The sequence below is a fragment of the Klebsiella sp. PL-2018 genome, assembly GCF_019048985.1.
GTDB classification, from domain to species: Bacteria; Pseudomonadota; Gammaproteobacteria; order Enterobacterales; family Enterobacteriaceae; genus Klebsiella; species Klebsiella michiganensis.
Genome location: NZ_CP077675.1, coordinates 1 through 17,759, shown reverse-complemented (window position 1 = coordinate 17,759; position 17,759 = coordinate 1). Strand labels below are relative to the sequence as shown.

The window sequence follows — 17,759 nt, the reverse complement described above, 5'->3', positions numbered from 1 at the left end:
ATATCCCTGAGTTCCCCCTGAGTATACTACTATTCCGAATAGCTATTTAGGTTAGTCAGCGACATCATTGTCAGGAACAAACGAACCAATATTATAAGCCTCCAGCTTTACATTTTTCTTTGAGTTTTTATCAAAATTTAAAATAGTCATTGTTCCCGGACTAGCAGGTAATAAATGTTCTGGTGACAAATTTAAGAATACCTTGCATGCGGCACGAATGACACCGCTGTGAACAACAGCTAATATATCAGTGTCATTATCATAAACATGCCGAAGCAACCCAGCTTCAATTCTATCACAAAAGTCAAACCAGTTTTCCCCTCCCTTCGGAGTGTATGAACCTGTTCGCCATTCATTATACAGTTTAGCTTGAGTCCTCATTAATTCAGGTTTACGACATCCTGTCCATTCACCCATATTTAATTCTCTAATCTCAGCACATCTAATGGCATCTGGGAAACCGATGATTTCAGACGTTTGTACCGCCCGCCCCAAATCGGATGTAACAACGCGAGTAGGGGATAACTGTTGTATAAAGTGTTTTATTTTTTTAGCTTGGTGAATCCCTTTTGGTGATAGTTCTGAATTATCATGTCCTTGCAGACGTAACTCTTTATTCCATAAGGTTTCGCCATGCCTAAGTAATATAAGCCTCATAATACCCTCAATCCTAATTAATATATTCGACACATTTGCAACTTTTTCGCACTAATTAACCCGCCTTGCGTTGTTCCTCTTTCGTTTACGCACAACAACCGCCGAAAAATACTACTCATGGAGATTAAGACTATAATCCATACCCAAGAATTTGGAACCATGTAAATATGGCAAAGGAAATAACCGACGCACCAATAAAACATGTAACCAAACCGTATTTCAACTGGTCTAACACGCTGAAATAACCTGTTGAGAAATAAATCGAATTCACTTTCGAATGGGGAGGTAATGTTATAGTGTAAGTTAATGTAAAAGATGCCGCCAACGCCAAGGTCACAGGATCCATACCCAATGTTTTTGCCAGCGCGATAATGGATGGAATAAGAATAGTTGTTTTAACTGTTTTACTAGTAAATATTAGGTGGCTATACATACAGATAAATACTACAATAATATACACCGAAGTGTGACTCATGCTTTCCAGACCAAGCCCATAGACTAGCTTACTTATTAAAAATTCAGCTCCTTTACTGGATTCCAGAGCATTACCCACAGCATAAGCACCTGCTGCGAAAATCATCAAATCCCATTTAATATTGGATTCAGCCCAAGTTAAAAGACCTATTCGAGGCAATAAGCAAAGAATTGCAGAGATAACTGCGGTCATGTAAACACTAATGCTGAAGCCAAACATGGCCTGATGATAACTTTCTGTTGACCATAAAAAAACAGCGTTAAAAAATATAACCATCGCTTTTTTTTCATTCAAGGTCAGCTTACCTAATTGCTTACGTTCTTCTTTAAGTTTTTCCAGCGAACCTTCAAAATCTATTTCACCTTTAAATTTATAAAGTTTAAACCCAAGAAAAAATGTTATCACCATTCCCAGAATCGCAAGTGGGAAAGATGCAACAAGCCAGTCAATGTAACTAATCGAACCGCCAGCTTGTGAGTTAATGAAACCTACCGCGATAATATTAGCAGCAGTACCTGTCATCACACCCGATGTTGCAATAGCATCCGCTTGAACACCTTGCAACATCATCAGCTTACCGAAATTGCTATTCCCTGGGATAGCTTTGTATACGTTAAGCAAGATTAAACAAATTGGCACCATTAATGCTGCACGTGCTGTCGTCGATGGTACAAAAAATACTAAACTAAAATTAATCAGTATTAGAACAAACAATGCACGTTTTGGGGTTTGCCCAAACTCGGTAATCATCCACAAGGCAAACCGTCGTGCGAGGTTAGATTTGATCATCGCAGCGGTCAGCACAAAGGCCGACACCATTAACCAGATTACATCATAACCTAGTGTTGCAAATGCGATTTTTTCTTTGGAAACTGTACCTGTTAAAACTAACAGTACTATCGCTATCATGGACGTCAAGTAAATGGGTAGTGAACCGCACACCCACATGATCAGTGCAGCACAAAATATCGCAATCGATTGTTGCCCTTGAATCGTCAGCCCGCTTGGAGTTGGCATGAAGAATATGGCAATCATAATAACTAATGCCAGCGGCATTCCAATTTTTTTTAGCGTTATCACTCTCTTTAATGGTGGTTCTGTTTGTCCGGAGGACTGTTGTTTTAATTGTTCTTCCATAGCGAATGCCTTTGGATTGTGTGTAAGGTATTTTTAGTATAAAGAGATAGCACAATAAAAAAAATTGTATTATTTTATTGTCAGTATAAATTATTTTTATGGTGCTGTATGAATTTTAGTCAGTTGAAAACATTCTTACTGTTAGCTGAAGGGCTTAATGTGACAGAAACCGCTGAGCGCTTACACTGCACGCAACCCAGCGTAAGTATAAGACTTAAGAAGTTAGAAGATGAATTGCAAACAGTTTTGTTTGAAAGATTGAACAACCGGCTTTTTCTCACGCCACAAGGGAAACTGTACCAGCAGTACGCATCACAGATTATTAATATTATTGATTTATCTTTCAGACATATGAGACAATTTGATGATCCTTACATCGGAGAAATAAAATTAGGTGCGAGCCATTTTATAGGAGTATATTTCCTGCCCAAAATTATTGGGTTGTTTAAAAAAAAGTACCCATTAGTGAAAATTAGCATAGACATTGCTAAATCGCACCATCTTATCTCAAAATTAGATCACCAAGAATTAGATTTATTGGTGATCGCAGATAGCATACCTTTTGACCAGGATGAGTATATACTGAAGACTTTTTTAGTCGATCCTTTAGTGTTGATATGTTCGCCTAATCATCGGCTGGCGAAGAACAAAACCTGTAGTTTATCAGAAGTTACAAATGAATCTTTTCTAATTAAACCAGAACATTCGGCCACTCGCCGCTTTCTAATGGATAAAATCCGAAGTGGTTTAGATACACAGATTATCAACAACAGCATGGAAATTGATAGCATTGAAGGTATAAAGCAAAGTGTAATTCATGAACTAGGCATTTCAATAGTATCAAGCTTAGCAGTTGAGCAAGAGGTACGTGCTAATCTGCTTTGTGCGCTCACAATTGACGACATCAATCTTAATCGCGGCGTTCGTTATGTTCACCATAAAAATAAACATTTATCCCCCGCAACTTACAATCTATTGATGCTTTTAGAACAAGAAGGATTTGTTGAATAAAATATATATCCTCCGGCATGGCCGGTGGTTTTTCAGATGCGCTTATAGGGGTTCTGTCGCATTAAGGGATCGTGGGGTAACATGCTATTTTTTACGATGTTACCTGACCATGCCCTGATCCGAAATGCCTTCCAGCGATTACATTATCCTGTCGATATCATCGCCCAGTGTGTACGCTGGTATCTGGCCTATGCCCTGAGCCTGCGTAATCTGGAGGAGATGATGAGTGAGCGCGGGATTGTTGTTGACCATTCCACGTTGCATCGCTGGGTCATCCGCCTGGTGCCGTTACTGGATAAGGCGTTTCGCCGGCATAAACGTTCCGTGGGGCACCGCTGACGCATGGACGAAACCTACATCAAAATCAAAGGCCAGTGGAAATATTTGTATCGCGCCGTCGACAGCGAGGGACAGACCATCGATTTCCGGCTTACCGCCAACGGGATGCGGCAGCAGCGCTGCGCTTCTTCCGCAAAGCCATCCGCCACCACGGCGAGCCCGAAGTGGTGACCATCGATAAAAGTGGCGCCAATACCTTCGCCCTGGCCACGCTCAATGCCGGCAAGCCCGCAGAGGAAATCATCACCATCAGGCAAAGCAAGTATCTGAACAATCTGATTGAGCAGGATCACCGGAATATCAAACGCAGAATTCGCCAGATGCTTGGATTTAAATCGTTTCGCCGTGCACAGACCCCGCTGGCAGGCATTGAGCTGCTCCACATGATACGCGAAGGGGAGTATCAACATCCGGCAGGTGATGGAATGTCACCGGCAGAACAATTTTATCTGCTGGTTGCCTGAAAAACAGTCAGTGCACTTCCTCCGCCTCTTTGACATTAATGCGACAGAACCGAATATCGTCGCATCGCCACACGTTACGACAAAACAGCCAGGAAATATCTGGCTGGGTTGTATCCGACTGTTTTACAGAAGGTTATGCAATTAAGGGACACAGCCTAGTAGGCTGTACCACACGCATCTCCTACTGGGATATACTTTCGCAAGGCAACAATAAACTTTCGGTTTTTAGCTTTTAGCTCTCTACTATGCCAGGTTTCACCCGGCAAAACATAACGCATCGTGGCTTCATCATCGGTTGAGTTGCACCCCTGGTGTACGATGATTTTAAAAAAAGTATTCCCGGTGTTTTTCAGTGTTCCGTTAGCCTCATCAATGGTGTAAGCCAGATTTATGTTTCTCGGGCGAACAACCAATATGGTGTCCATAGCGATCATCGGGAGAGCCTGTCCGCCTTTCCCTTGATTACGTCCGGTATACAGCGTGATCGGAATTTCACGAAACAGAATTCGGTAATAGCGTTCTTTATCATCCTGCGGCCCACGGTAGAAAATCTTAAAAAACTCACTCGCCTGCGGAGCCAGTGAAAAATTCAGCGGAGTAAACAGAAGTTCGCCTTCAGAAATAGTACTTCTGTTTTCACCTCCCGGTCCCGGCTTATCAATTTTTACTGCGCCGATACTGTATATATTCTGTTTCTGGCTATCGTTATAGATTCGTTTACTGATAAATGATTTATCCGATGGCATCTCATAAATGGTCGACTCCAGGTAGACTGCCTGTGTAGAGAATGCTGTCAGACCGGAAAGTAGAATAAATACCCATCTAAGCGCCAGACGGCGGCGGTTCATGGCGTCACTCCCACCCAATTCGCCGTGACTTGTATCTCTCCACTGGCGCTGACGACACCTTCCCAGTCAGCGCCGGAAACGGTTAACATCGAACGCGAATCATTCATTGGGAAAAGCAACTTCAAATCAGTAGAATAATAGCTCCCATCGTCATTGTTATTTGCGTCCCAGGGCGTCTGTTGCCACTGCGCATCTCTCATACTGACTGCATCTTCATCGCAGCTATTTCGTTTTTGCACCACGCCCCCCGACTGACTGTTGTACTGCAGAAAAGCGGGAATTGGGACGGACAGCCCGCCTTGCGCAGACGTAAACAGACAGTAAGGGACATTGTTTATCGTCATACTTTCCCCAATAACTTGCGCGGTAATACTGTCGGCCTGACGGGGGCCTGAGACGGTTACGGTGTAATCCATTTCTATAGGATGGGCATCGCCAATCGTGCCACTACCACTCGAAGAAGAAGTGTAATTCGAGGAGACTATACTGATTCCATACTCCTTCGGCACAATATTGAGCTGTAGCGAAGGGGTAAACTGGTAAAATCCAGATTCTGGTGTCACTCCATTTTCAAAAGCAAACGTAAAAGGTTGGCTATTTGATATGCTGATCCCATTGTCCACCATATTTTTCAGGAATGTTTTCGATAAAAATACATAGACATATTTGTTTTCATTACCACTACTAAAAACATTACTATAAACCGATTTAGTGTTATAGTTAGTCCAGGTTTGGCCATCACCAGAATATTTTATTGTGGCAGGGGCAGGCGAAAAACGGAGTAAGCTGCTATCAGCCAACATGCTAATTGTTAGTCTGTTCGTTAATCTGCTTTCTTGCTCTAAAGTATAAGACACCATCTTGCAGATAACACCATCAGCACGGTCGACCACTCCTATCTCACAGTTACCACTGTCTTTATTGATGCTAGGGGTACCATCACTTGCAATAAATAATTCCTGAAATGCATTGGTGGAAAATAAAGAAAGATGAGCTAGTTTACGTACTGAGAATGGTCTGATATACCAATTACCTCTTTCTTGGTCTTTACAGCGCTTCCCATCCGCATAATCGTAATTAATATTGGTTCTACAAAAGTTAAGTTTAAATGTTTCATTGCCCCCAACCTCCATTTTGCGAAAATATTCAAACGCCGAATTTGAAAACGATGCAAAACCATAGATTCCACCGTCAGTTCCTGCTCCGGTTGTTTTGGCATGATAATAACCAAATTGATCGGTAACGTCGCCAGCTATGAAGCCAGATGAAGGGCAATTAGCACCACGAGTACATCGAAGACCACTGAATGGCTCACTTATCGGCGAGTTCTCAATCCACATATCCTTATAGTAAGCGGCAGAGCCGCTCCAACCAATAAAGCCCATATATCCGATGCTAACTTGGTTAGATCCGTCAAGCTTTACCCAAGTGTTCGCCCCACTAAAACGAGGGTTTTGTGCAGATGGTGTTATAAAATATTCGTTATCAATGTTATTTTCTATAAATAAGAAATTGTTACTCTCCAAGGGCTGAGTGGTCGCAGAAAGCGCCCTGGCGGACGGAGATAACCCGATAAGAACACAACCCATAATTAGAGAAATACATTGTTTCATTAAATATACCTTATCGCTGCGCAATTGTGGATTGCGGAGCACATTTCACATCCCCTACCCACGCTGCGCCGCGTGCATTTTCCAGATCTAGTTCAGTTTCGCATCTGATGCCAGTGGCTGAAATTAACGTTATGACCGGATACTTTTTATCGATATCGATAGCAAACTCACCCTTTTCATCTGTACGCGTTTTACCAATGTGATTATGGATATCGGTATTTGCAGCCAACTGTCCATTGGGATAACGAATGCGCCCGAATACGGTGACCATGCTTTTCACTTCAGGGTTGATAACACCCACGTTACCCGGATATAGCGTCAGCTCCTGTTTGCGTCCTGAAACAATATCGAAGCTGTCCTCAGAGTTTTTATCATTAAGGAGTTCCAGATTGTACTGAGCATAGGGCGGCAGTGCAATGAAATTTGATTTACCGCTGAGAAGATAATTGCGGTTATTAATCTTCGCAGCCAGTTTCCCTTCGCCGGTCAAATCTGTTTTCACAATGATGCCAGACCGCTGCCGCTCCTTGCTCAGGCCGAAATCTTTACCTGCCCACGCCAGAGCCCCCTGTGAAGAAAAGTTCATACTGGTGGATTTGTCCGCAGAACGCGTTACCGATACATTGCCGGCGTTATATTTCGTGTCATAACTCAAATTGCCGTTTACCGAATAATTATTGTCGTAATACTGTTCGCCACTCAGACGCGTTGATGCCGACAGTCCGACCGATTTAATCAGGCCCTCAGCATACTGCTTACGTGCGCTGAGATTACCCCGAGTACTGCCATAGCGATCCCGGGAGACGCCCATGTTCAACCAGGATGCCAACGGCAACGATAAATCCAGACTGACATAACGTTCCTGTCGTCCATCATCATTTCGGTTGTTGTAGTAATAACGCTGAATACCTGCACGCAACCCAACCGTGCCATACCTGCCTGAAAAAAGAGTCGTACTGTAGTCCAGATTACGATATATATTTCCCGAGTAGCGATTCTCCGTCTGACTCACGGTGAGCGAGCCGCCATGAGAAATAAACTTTCCGAGGTTAAGAGTCCCGCCAATGGAATAATTATCACGCTCCTGCATGGGCAGACGGTCGCCAATTTTACTGTCTTCACGAGATGCCCAAAGGGAACCATATCCCTCAGGTACATTAAGGTTGATGTTATTGATATTTCGCCATGACGAATCATTCGCCACCAGCGTCTGACTGCCAATGCTTACGTACTCATTCACATTGAGCGTGGCATCCGTTTCATTAACCGCATTATCACCAAAACCGTAGAGCGTGGACTTCAGGCCCAGCCCCGACAATATCGCCAGCGTCACCGATGCGCCCCCACCAGCAATCCAGGTCTGCTCGCTGCCCAAATCCTGATAATGATTACGCTTATAACTCACACGGTCATAATCCAGTGAGCCACCAAACAGTTGCCACGAGAGCTGCTCAATCCCGGCAGTTTGTTGGCGGGCAAAGATTTTATTAACCCTGCTGATACGACTATTAATTGTCCTGCCATTGACCACGATATCTACCGTGACGTCATAAACTCCATACGGAAAACGACTGGTATCAATTTCATAACTGCCCATATTAAAGTTCTGGACGCTGAGCAAACGCCCATCACGGAAGACATGAACCTCGCCAGCTGCTGGCAAAAATACGGTAATCGGCGTGAGTGAAAGCGCGGTATTCTCAACAACCGTACTTCCTTTGTTTCCGTAGCTCACACCGTAAATTTTCCCGCCATTCAGCGCATTCAGGCTGGCAATAGACTGGACATTCCAGGTGTCGAGCATCCCAAGCGCCAGTCGATACCCGTCATAATCACGCTCATACATCGCACGATAGAGTGTACTGGTGCCGTTGCTGTCGCCGATGCCGTAAAACGAACCGTTAATGTTGATATGGTGCTCGCGCAGCGATGTAGTATTGTCCACCGTCAGATAGCTGCGGGTACTGCTGCCATTATGATAATCGTTGTAGTAGGTACCAAAGCTATAATTCAGGACGTTAGAGAGAAACTCCACGCTGGAAGGTCCAAGCAAACTACTGCGTGGGACAATCGCCTCAGTTAACGCATCTTTACTGACAATCATCTCCAGATGAAATGAAGAAACGTTGAGCTGCAGGCGTGCATTGTCCGATAGCTCGATATTTGTGTTATCGTGAAATTTCACATCACGAATTTTTTCTACCACCGCACGAGTTTTTCCAGATAACACAGTATTATTAGGCAATTCAGCAAGAGCCAGTGATTTAACTGTAATATTACCATCAACAAGCGAAATTACCGCATCGGCAATTTTTTGTTGACTTTTCTCGTCAGTCTCGTTGTAACGAATATATACAGGCACCGTCATTCCCTGCTCCAGTGAACGGGCGAAAGCGCTTGGAATAATGTAATTAGCCACTTTTACTGGGGCTGCATGTAAAAATCCTAGTGTCGTCGTGAGAAAAATGCAAACGCTACCCTTTACAATATTTTTAGTTGCTATGCCCATGATAAAATTCCGGTAATCAATTTTTTCAGTACAGATGGTAGCTATCGACCATCACTTCACTGTAATAAACTGCTTACCGTGCCAGATACCGATGTGTGAACGGTTATTGCTAATGTCAGTAAACTGTAATTGTATTTTCGTACCCGGCATAATGTAATAACGTTCGCGACAACCTCGTCCCTGATCGTGAGCCTTATCCTTACATGCGCCATAGGCGATCACACGAAACGAAACATTGCCATTATTGGTAATAACATCGCCATTTCGGCTATATTCGAAACGCTCTTTTCGCGGCGCGACCACCAGAATAGTACCAATTTCAGCCGACGCTGTTGCAACCGCCATTTTATTCGCCCGGGTTTCCGCGCTCTCGGTGACCGGCTCATCTATCCATTGCAGACGATAATAACGCTCGATATCATCTACAGGTCCCTTATAAAAGAAGCGAAATACATCCTTTGCCTGACCGGGAAGAATAAGATTGGCAGGTGTAGAAAGTAACTCTCCAGAATTGACAGGATTTATTTCGACGCCTCCCGCCAAAGGTGATGACAATTGTTTTACCGAAACACTGATATAACGCGCCGCATCAGTTGTATTAGTGATCTCTTTCGATAATGAACTCTCAGCAGAAGTCATTATCGATGTGATTTCACCTACATTAATGGCCCATCCGGGAAAAGATGCTACTGCTCCAACGAACATCGCTGTCGGTAAATATTTTTTCATGACACTATTCCTGATAAATAAGGGAGAAACAATTCCCCCTTATTTTTTTATTACTTAGGCATCCGGAGACGGAGTATTCCAGGTTGCAGTAAACTGGACTTTAACATCACCAGACCAATAGCCGTCAGGCAGTGCAGCAAACTCATCTACCGGGTCCTTATCAGGACCAGTCGCTGATTCGATGGTGAATTTGAAGGTGGATTTATCGCTTACACGAGATGTACCATTATAAGCACCGTTAGCCACTAGGTTTTCAAGACCAGCTGTCTTAGCTGTGGAAACCAAAACGGTATCAGTTGTTTTATTGAGTGCCGTACCGTTCCATGCCACCCCTACGCCAAGTGTGGAGGCATCCTCACCACTGCCTTTGATTAAGGTGTTACTGATAATCTTAGCTGCCAGCGAAAAATCGGTTGCTGTATCTTGCCCGGTAATGGACACATCAAAACCACTGTCCTGAGCGTTAAAAGTATTCAGTGCTTCGGCATACTCGAAAGTCAAAGAGCTTAACGGAGTGACAGTCAACAGACTGGTGGTGTCTTTTGTAGCCGTAGCATCCCACGAAGCTGTTGCTGAAGCTGTAACATCTGCCATCGCGCTTGTTGCAATAATAGATGAGGAAACCAGAGATGCTACTAAAAACATTTTTTTCATTATTTTCATCCTAAACAATTGCCTTTGCTTGCCTTGCCTTTGCTTGCTTTGGCTTGCTTTGGCTTGGCTTGGAGCCTATCCCATTAGGGCTATTTACTTGCCATTTTGAACCTAGTCAGAGCTCAGAATCCTCACGTACGAAGTGTACGCCCCAGTTTTTGCGCGTTGGTCGTGTTCAAACTGTCGGAGCCAATTACGCCTGCAGGAATAGGCTCTTAATCGTTAATCAATTACTAAAACACAGTAACTACTGTATACCAATTTCCTAACCTTGATCCAGCATTACTGACCATGCCCCTGATCCGAAATGCCTTCCAGCGATTACATTATCCTGTCGATATCATCGCCCAGTGTGTACGCTGGTATCTGGCCTATGCCCTGAGCCTGCGTAATCTGGAGGAGATGATGAGTGAGCGCGGGATTGTGGTTGACCATTCCACGTTGCATCGCTGGGTCATCCGCCTGGTGCCGTTACCGGATAAGGTCTTTCGCCGACATAAGCGCACAGTCGGTCGGCGATGGCGTATGGATGAAACCTACAGTGTGCCCGGAGTTCAGGGGTAGAGTCTTAGGGAGTGGTGTAAATTCAGCAGGATGGTGAGAGCCATCGGCTTATCCGGTAAGGTAATGGTTACTAAGACATTATCTGAAAAGGAGTCAACCGATGGCTGACAACAGCATGACATTCAGCAATACCCTGATGCAACTCGGCGGTGAGGACTTTCTGCGTGAACTCACTGAATTTATGCTCAACCGCATCATGGAAGCCGATGTCACACAGCGTATTAACGCAAAGCCCCATGAACGCAGTGATGAGCGGGAGACTTACCGCAATGGCTACCGTGACCGTCAGTACAACACCCGGCTCGGTACGCTGGACCTGCGTATCCCGAAGCTGCGTGAAGGCACCTACTTCCCGTCCTTCCTCGAAGCCCGCAGGCTGTCTGAGAAAGCGCTCAATGCGGTTATCCAGGAAGCGTGGATAAACGGCGTCTCCACCCGCAAGGTTGACGCGCTGGTCCAGTCGATGGGAATGACGGCATCTCCCGCAGCCAGGTGTCGTCCATCTGTCGTGGCATAGATGAGCGCGTACAGGCGTTCCTGCACCGACCACTGGAGGGGGAATGGCCTTACCTGTGGCTGGATGCGACTTACGTGAAAGTGCGCAAGAACAGCCGGGTGGTCAGCGTGGCCGTTATAATCGCCTGCGCGGTTAACCTGGACGGACGCCGGGAAATTATCGGAATGGGCATCGGCGAGTCAGAAGCCAAAGCGTTCTGGCTGGCCTTCCTGCTGAGCCTGAAGGAGCGCGGTCTGGAGGGCGTGAAGCTGGTCATCTCCGACTCGCACAGCGGTCTGAAGGCGGCGATACAGCAGGTGTTCTCCGCCAGCTGGCAGCGCTGCCGGGTTCACTTCATGCGCAACGTGCTGAGCCGCGTCAGCAGGGCGAACCAGTCGGTGGTACGTGCGGCACTGCAACAGGTGTTCGTGCAGACCGACGAGAAAAGCGCCCATGCCACCTGGCGTGAGGTTGCCGGTCAACTGGAGAAGAGCAATCCGGCAGTCACGGAGATGATGGACGAGGCCGAAGCAGATGTGCTGGCATACTTCAGCTTCCCTAAAGCGCATCGGGTGAAGATCCACTCCACCAACACACTGGAACGCCTGAACAAAGAGGTGAAGCGGCGTGCTGACGTAGTGGGCATCTTCCCCAATGAAGAGAGCATAACCCGACTTCTGGGGGCCGTGCTGACGGAACAGAACGAGGAATGGCTGCTGCAGAACCGTTATCTGCCACAACATACTATGACGGAGATAGACCAGGCCGCTGAAACTGAAGTAATCGAGGCGCTGCCACTCAGCGCTTAACAGACATATTACCGGACCGGAAGGCCGGATCTGAATTTACACCACCTTGACAGACTCGACCAGTTCAAGGGCGAGCATGGACGCTCAAATGAACCACGAGCCTGTCTGGAATATTGAACCGGTAGCTCATGACGAGTAACCCTACAATCCCGCCTGGTGTGACGGCGGAGAACCTGAGCGGCAGTGACCTGCGGCATGCCCGCAGGGTGATGTAACCCGCTGACAACGGGGATTGAGGCGAGATCACTAAGCCGAGATGATCCTCAAGGTTGAGTACTGAAAGGCTGAAGAACATGAACCCGTTAATCCGCCTCTGTGGGTTGAAAATGTCACCACGGCCTATGTGATCTGACAGGCCGTGCAGAAGGAACTGACACTGATAGATATGCCGTGTCGGTCAAAAGTGTTTTGACATGTAAGCAGAACACCGGGACAGCAGCGCCTAACACGCTCGCGTTGCTGACTTCTGCCAACTTGCGGCAAGCAAGGACAAAGAGTGCGACGGGCAGCCTCCTCAGTATGTTTGAGTCCAGACAGGTGAACCGGGGAAGGTCAGTGTCGGATGTTAAGGGGGCATGGCTCCGATGACGCGCTGGCTGGCGGAGCTTCCGTAGTAGTCCGCGATGGGGAAAGCCTATTACATGGCGAAGGGGAGCAGTTTAAATGTGTTTGCGAAGTGGATTAACTGACCCAGTGAGGTGAAGACCTTTGATAATCAGCGAAATGCAACGCAAGCTTGCCACATGGGCAGCAACTGATCCGTCCCGACGGATTGAACGGCCGATGCGTCTGATAACACAACAAGAATGGCTGGCTGAAGCGGCGCGGATCACACTTTCATCAAAGGGGGCTCATACCCCCGGCGTTGACGGTGTGAACAAAACAAAGCTACAGGCCGGACTGACTGCTGAGCTGCAAAGGCTCAGCCAAGAACTTCTCTCGGGTCACTACCAACCTATGCCAGCCAGACGGGTTTATATCCCTAAAAGCAACAGCAAACTGCGGCCTCTGGGCATCCCCACGTTGCGGGATCGTATTGTTCAGCGGGCCATGCTGATGGCAATTGTAGTGGCACTCTGAATTTGGCCACCTGAGTAGAGGTGATATGCTCACCTCAACATCTTACAGGTGAACCAATGAGCAAAATATTTACTGCTGAATTTAAAGCCGAAGCGGCAAAACTGGTCCTTGATCAGAACTACACTCACGGTGAAGCGGCTAAAGCGATGAACCTCAGCCTCTCGCTGGGTTAAATCGTTACGTATGGAGCGCCAGGGGAAAACGCCCCCGGGGCTGCCTCTGACGCCTGAGCAGACGGAACTCAGGAAAATGAGAAAACAAATACAACGCCTTGAAATGGAAAATGAAATCCTAAAAAAGGCTACCGCGCTCTTGATGTCGGACTCCCTGAAAAGTTCACGATAATCGACAGTCTGAGGGCGCACTACCCGGTAGCGCCATTGTGCCGGCTGTTCGGTGTTCACCGAAGCAGTTATCGTTACATTCGTAAAAATGGCAGGGATTCTGACGCTGAGCGGGCCGTCAAACGGAGTCTCGTCAGTGAAGTCTGGAATGCCAGTGGTGGCTCTGCTGGCGCGAGAAGTATCGCCACGATGGTCAGCGGCCGGGGCGTCAGACTCGGGCGATGGCTTGCAGGTAAGCTAATGAAAGAGCTGGATATCGCCAGTTGTCAGGCCCCGGCGCATAAATACAAATGCGGCGGGAACGAACACGTTGAAATACCTAACCATCTCGACCGGCAGTTCGCGGTAACAGCGCCGGATCAGATCTGGTGCGGCGATGTGACCTATATCTGGACGGGAAAATGCTGGGCTTATCTGGCCGCCGTGCTGGATCTGTTCGCCCGTAAACCTGTGGGCTGGGCGATGTCGACGTCGCCGGACTCGGCCCTCACGGTCAAAGCGTTGCAGATGGCCTGGGAGCATCGGGGGAAGCCAACAGGAGTGATGTTCCACAGTGACCAGGGCAGTCACTATACCAGCCGCCAGTACCGGCAGGCTCTGTGGCGCTGTCGAATAAAGCAGAGCATGAGTCGACGCGGTAACTGCTGGGATAATGCCCCTATGGAACGGTTCTTCCGGAGCCTGAAGACCGAATGGGTGCCGACGAAGGGCTATAACAGCTTCAAAGAAGCTCAGAGCGCGATAATCCGCTACATCACGGGCTATTACAGTGCCATCCGGCCCCACTGGTATAACGGTGGGTTAACGCCAAATGAATCAGAGCGGCTGTTCCACGAACAGTCAGGTCGTGTGGCCAAAATTAGTTGACCACTACAATATGTAGTGGCACACTGAATTTGGCCACCTGAGTAGAGGTGATATGCTCACCTCAACATCTTACAGGTGAACCAATGAGCAAAATATTTACTGCTGAATTTAAAGCCGAAGCGGCAAAACTGGTCCTTGATCAGAACTACACTCACGGTGAAGCGGCTAAAGCGATGAACGTCAGCCTCTCCGCCATCAACCGCTGGGTTAAATCGTTACGTATGGAGCGCCAGGGGAAAACGCCCCCGGGGCTGCCTCTGACGCCTGAGCAGACGGAACTCAGGGAAATGAGAAAACAAATACAACGCCTTGAAATGGAAAATGAAATCCTAAAAAAGGCTACCGCGCTCTTGATGTCGGACTCCCTGAAAAGTTCACGATAATCGACAGTCTGAGGGCGCACTACCCGGTAGCGCCATTGTGCCGGCTGTTCGGTGTTCACCGAAGCAGTTATCGTTACATTCGTAAAAATGGCAGGGATTCTGACGCTGAGCGGGCCGTCAAACGGAGTCTCGTCAGTGAAGTCTGGAATGCCAGTGGTGGCTCTGCTGGCGCGAGAAGTATCGCCACGATGGTCAGCGGCCGGGGCGTCAGACTCGGGCGATGGCTTGCAGGTAAGCTGATGAAAGAGCTGGATATCGCCAGTTGTCAGGCCCCGGCGCATAAATACAAACGCGGCCGGGGAACGAAACACGTTGAAATACCTAACCATCTCGACCCGGCAGTTCGCGGTAACAGCGCCGGATCAGATCTGGTGCGGCGATGTGACCTATAGTGTGCCCGGAGTTCAGGGCGGGCATGGATGCTTAAATGAACCGCGAGTCTGTCTGGAATATTGAACCGGTAACTCACGATGAGAAACCCAACAATCCCACCGGGTGTGACGGTGGAGAACCTGAGCGGCAGTGACCTGCGGCATGCCCGCAGGGTGATGTAACCCGCTGACAACGGGGATTGAGGCGAGATCACTAAGCCGAGATGATCCTCAAGGTTAAGTACTGAAAGGCTGAAGAACATGAACCCGTTAATCCGCCTCTGTGGGTTGAAAACGTCACCACGGCCTACGTGATCTGACAGGCCGTGCAGGAGGAACTGGCAGTGATACGTAAGCACTGCCGGTCGAAGGTGTTTTGACATGTATGCGAAACACCGGGGCAGGCAGCGTCTATCACGCTTGCGTTGCTGACTTCTGCCAACTTGCGGCAAGCAAGGATAAAGAGTGCGACGGGGCAGCCTCCTCAGTATGCCTGAGTCCAGGCAGGTAAACCGGGGAAGGTCAGCGACGGATGTTAAGGGGGCATGGCTCCGATGACGCGCTGGCTGGCGGAGCTTCCGTAGTAGTCCGCGATGGGGAAAGCCCATTACATGGCGAAGGAAGCAGTTTGGAATGTGTTTGCGACGTGAATTAACTGACCTAACGAGGTGAAGACCTTTGATAATCAGCGAAATGCAACGCAAGCTTGCCACATGGGCAGTCACCGATCCGTCCCTACGGATTCAACGGCTGCTGCGTCTGATAACACAACCAGAATGGCTGGCTGAAGCGGCGCGGATCACGCTTCATCAAAGGGGCCCATACCCCCGGCGTTGATGGGCGTGAACAAAACAATGCTTACAGGCCAGACTGGCTGTTGAGCTGCAAATCCTCAGGGATGAATTACTCTCAGGCCACTACCAGCCCTTGCCCGCCAGACGGTTTACATCCCTAAAAGCAACGGCAAACTGCGACCACTGGGTATCCCCGCGTTGCGGGATCGTATTGTTCAGCGGGCCATGCTGATGGCGATGGAGCCGATATGGGGAGAGTGATTTTCATACGCTCTCATATGGCTTCCGGCCTGAGCGCAGTGTCCACCACGCGATCCGCACGGTGAAATTACAGCTCACAGACTGTGGTGAAACCCGGGGACGCTGGGTGATTGAAGGCGACCTGTCCAGTTACTTCGACACCGTACATCATCGACTGCTGATGAAGGCTGTACGCCGCAGGATCAGTGACGCACGTTTCATGACTCTGCTGTGGAAAACCATCAAGGCGGGACATATCGATGTCGGTCTCTTTCGGGCGGCCAGTGAAGGTGTGCCACAGGGCGGTGTTATATCGCCGCTATTATCGAACATCATGCTGAATGAGTTCGATCAATACCTGCATGAGCGCTACCTGAGCGGGAAAGCCAGAAAAGATCGGTGGTACTGGAATAACAGTATCCAACGGGGCCGAAGTACGGCGGTCAGAGAAAAACTGGCAGTGGAAACCCGCGGTGGCGTACTGCCGCTATGCCGATGATTTTGTCCTCATCGTCAAAGGCACCAAAGCACAGGCGGAAGCCATCAGGGAGGAGTGTCGGGGTGTGCACGAAGGCAGTCTGAAACTCAGGCTGAACATGGATAAGACTAAAATCACCCATGTTAATGACGGCTTTATCTTTCTGGGGCACAGGATCATTCGCAAACGCAGTCGTTATGGCGAGATGCGAGTGGTCTCAACGATCCCGCAGGAGAAAGCCAGAAACTTCGCCGCATCGCTGACAGCACTGTTATCAGGCAACTACAGTGAAAGCAAAGTTATGGCAACAAACTCAAAACTGGGGCCATGTTCTATCAGTTCGTTGATTTTAAGGCCAAAGTCTTCAGTTATATCGACCGTGTCGTGTTCTGGAAGCTGGCTCACTGGCTGGCCCGCAAATACCGTACAGGTATCGCTTCCCTGATGAGGTGGTGGTGTAAATCACCGAAACCGGGTCAGAGCAAAACGTGGGTTTTATTTGGTAAAACCAATCACGGCAAGCTCAGCGGCGAAATACTGTACCGGTTGGTGGGGCAAGGCAAGAAGCTGTTCCGCTGGCGGCTACCCGAAGGTAATCCCTATCTGAGGGACGGAGACCAGAAACACGGTATACATCGCGCTTTACAGAATGCCGGCAAGCCCGCAGAGGAAATCATCACCATCAGGCAAAGCAAGTATCTGAACAATCTGATTGAGCAGGATCACCGGAATATCAAACGCAGAATTCGCCAGATGCTTGGATTTAAATCGTTTCGCCGTGCACAGACCCCGCTGGCAGGCATTGAGCTGCTCCACATGATACGCGAAGGGGAGTATCAACATCCGGCAGGTGATGGAATGTCACCGGCAGAACAATTTTATCTGCTGGTTGCCTGA

Annotated in this window: 8 protein-coding genes and 9 pseudogenes; 10 read left to right on the top strand and 7 right to left on the bottom strand. The window is 48.0% G+C overall.

Features of this window, described 5'->3' with window-relative positions; translation table 11 throughout:
- Positions 1–51: 51 nt before the first annotated feature.
- Positions 52–657: a histidine phosphatase family protein gene (locus MKleb_RS28410; protein ID WP_217077035.1), complete on the bottom strand. Its 606-nt coding sequence runs from the start codon at positions 655–657 to the stop codon at positions 52–54.
- Between the two features lie 130 nt (positions 658–787).
- Positions 788–2,188 carry an SLC13 family permease gene (locus tag MKleb_RS28405; RefSeq protein WP_228740827.1) on the bottom strand — a complete coding sequence of 467 codons (1,401 nt, stop codon included), beginning with the start codon at positions 2,186–2,188 and terminating at the stop codon, positions 788–790.
- A gap of 189 nt (positions 2,189–2,377) precedes the next feature.
- Between MKleb_RS28405 and MKleb_RS28400 the strand changes: the two genes are divergently transcribed.
- From MKleb_RS28400 to MKleb_RS28390, 3 genes and pseudogenes are all read left to right on the top strand, one after another.
- Complete coding sequence (locus MKleb_RS28400) at positions 2,378–3,280, top strand: LysR family transcriptional regulator (protein WP_217077033.1); 903 nt, start codon at positions 2,378–2,380, stop codon at positions 3,278–3,280.
- Positions 3,281–3,376: 96 nt separating this feature from the next.
- A pseudogene (locus MKleb_RS30250) lies at positions 3,377–4,083 on the top strand (IS6 family transposase).
- Positions 4,084–4,134: 51 nt separating this feature from the next.
- Positions 4,135–4,228, top strand: a pseudogene (locus tag MKleb_RS28390) (IS5/IS1182 family transposase); the annotation flags it as partial.
- A gap of 10 nt (positions 4,229–4,238) precedes the next feature.
- Here the strand turns inward: MKleb_RS28390 and MKleb_RS28385 are convergent.
- From MKleb_RS28385 to ecpA, 5 genes are read right to left on the bottom strand one after another with little or no spacing between them, the layout of a single operon-like run.
- On the bottom strand, positions 4,239–4,931 hold the full coding sequence (locus MKleb_RS28385) for a fimbria/pilus periplasmic chaperone (RefSeq protein ID WP_217077031.1): 693 nt from the start codon (positions 4,929–4,931) through the stop codon (positions 4,239–4,241).
- Positions 4,928–6,544: a fimbrial protein gene (locus tag MKleb_RS28380; protein WP_217077030.1), complete on the bottom strand. Its 1,617-nt coding sequence runs from the start codon at positions 6,542–6,544 to the stop codon at positions 4,928–4,930. Before MKleb_RS28380 ends, MKleb_RS28385 begins: the two co-directional genes overlap by 4 nt.
- A gap of 10 nt (positions 6,545–6,554) precedes the next feature.
- Positions 6,555–9,047 carry a TcfC E-set like domain-containing protein gene (locus MKleb_RS28375; protein ID WP_217077074.1) on the bottom strand — a complete coding sequence of 831 codons (2,493 nt, stop codon included), beginning with the start codon at positions 9,045–9,047 and terminating at the stop codon, positions 6,555–6,557.
- A gap of 57 nt (positions 9,048–9,104) precedes the next feature.
- Positions 9,105–9,782, bottom strand: a complete 678-nt coding sequence (locus tag MKleb_RS28370) for an EcpB family pilus assembly chaperone (protein WP_217077028.1) — start codon at positions 9,780–9,782, stop codon at positions 9,105–9,107.
- A gap of 54 nt (positions 9,783–9,836) precedes the next feature.
- Complete coding sequence (ecpA, locus tag MKleb_RS28365; RefSeq protein ID WP_217077027.1) at positions 9,837–10,436, bottom strand: common pilus major fimbrillin subunit EcpA; 600 nt, start codon at positions 10,434–10,436, stop codon at positions 9,837–9,839.
- A gap of 291 nt (positions 10,437–10,727) precedes the next feature.
- Between ecpA and MKleb_RS28360 the strand changes: the two are divergent.
- From MKleb_RS28360 to MKleb_RS28325, 7 pseudogenes are all read left to right on the top strand, one after another.
- Positions 10,728–10,976, top strand: a pseudogene (locus tag MKleb_RS28360) (IS6 family transposase); the annotation flags it as partial.
- A 124-nt stretch (positions 10,977–11,100) separates the two neighbouring features.
- Positions 11,101–12,305, top strand: a pseudogene (locus tag MKleb_RS28355) (IS256 family transposase).
- Positions 12,306–13,028: 723 nt separating this feature from the next.
- Positions 13,029–13,370: pseudogene (locus MKleb_RS28350) on the top strand (group II intron reverse transcriptase/maturase); the annotation flags it as partial.
- A 71-nt stretch (positions 13,371–13,441) separates the two neighbouring features.
- Positions 13,442–14,596: pseudogene (locus MKleb_RS28345) on the top strand (IS3 family transposase).
- An 83-nt stretch (positions 14,597–14,679) separates the two neighbouring features.
- Positions 14,680–15,369: pseudogene (locus MKleb_RS30055) on the top strand (transposase); the annotation flags it as partial.
- A gap of 674 nt (positions 15,370–16,043) precedes the next feature.
- A pseudogene (ltrA, locus tag MKleb_RS28330) lies at positions 16,044–17,578 on the top strand (group II intron reverse transcriptase/maturase).
- A pseudogene (locus MKleb_RS28325) lies at positions 17,502–17,759 on the top strand (DDE-type integrase/transposase/recombinase); the annotation flags it as partial. The pseudogenes ltrA and MKleb_RS28325, both read left to right, overlap by 77 nt.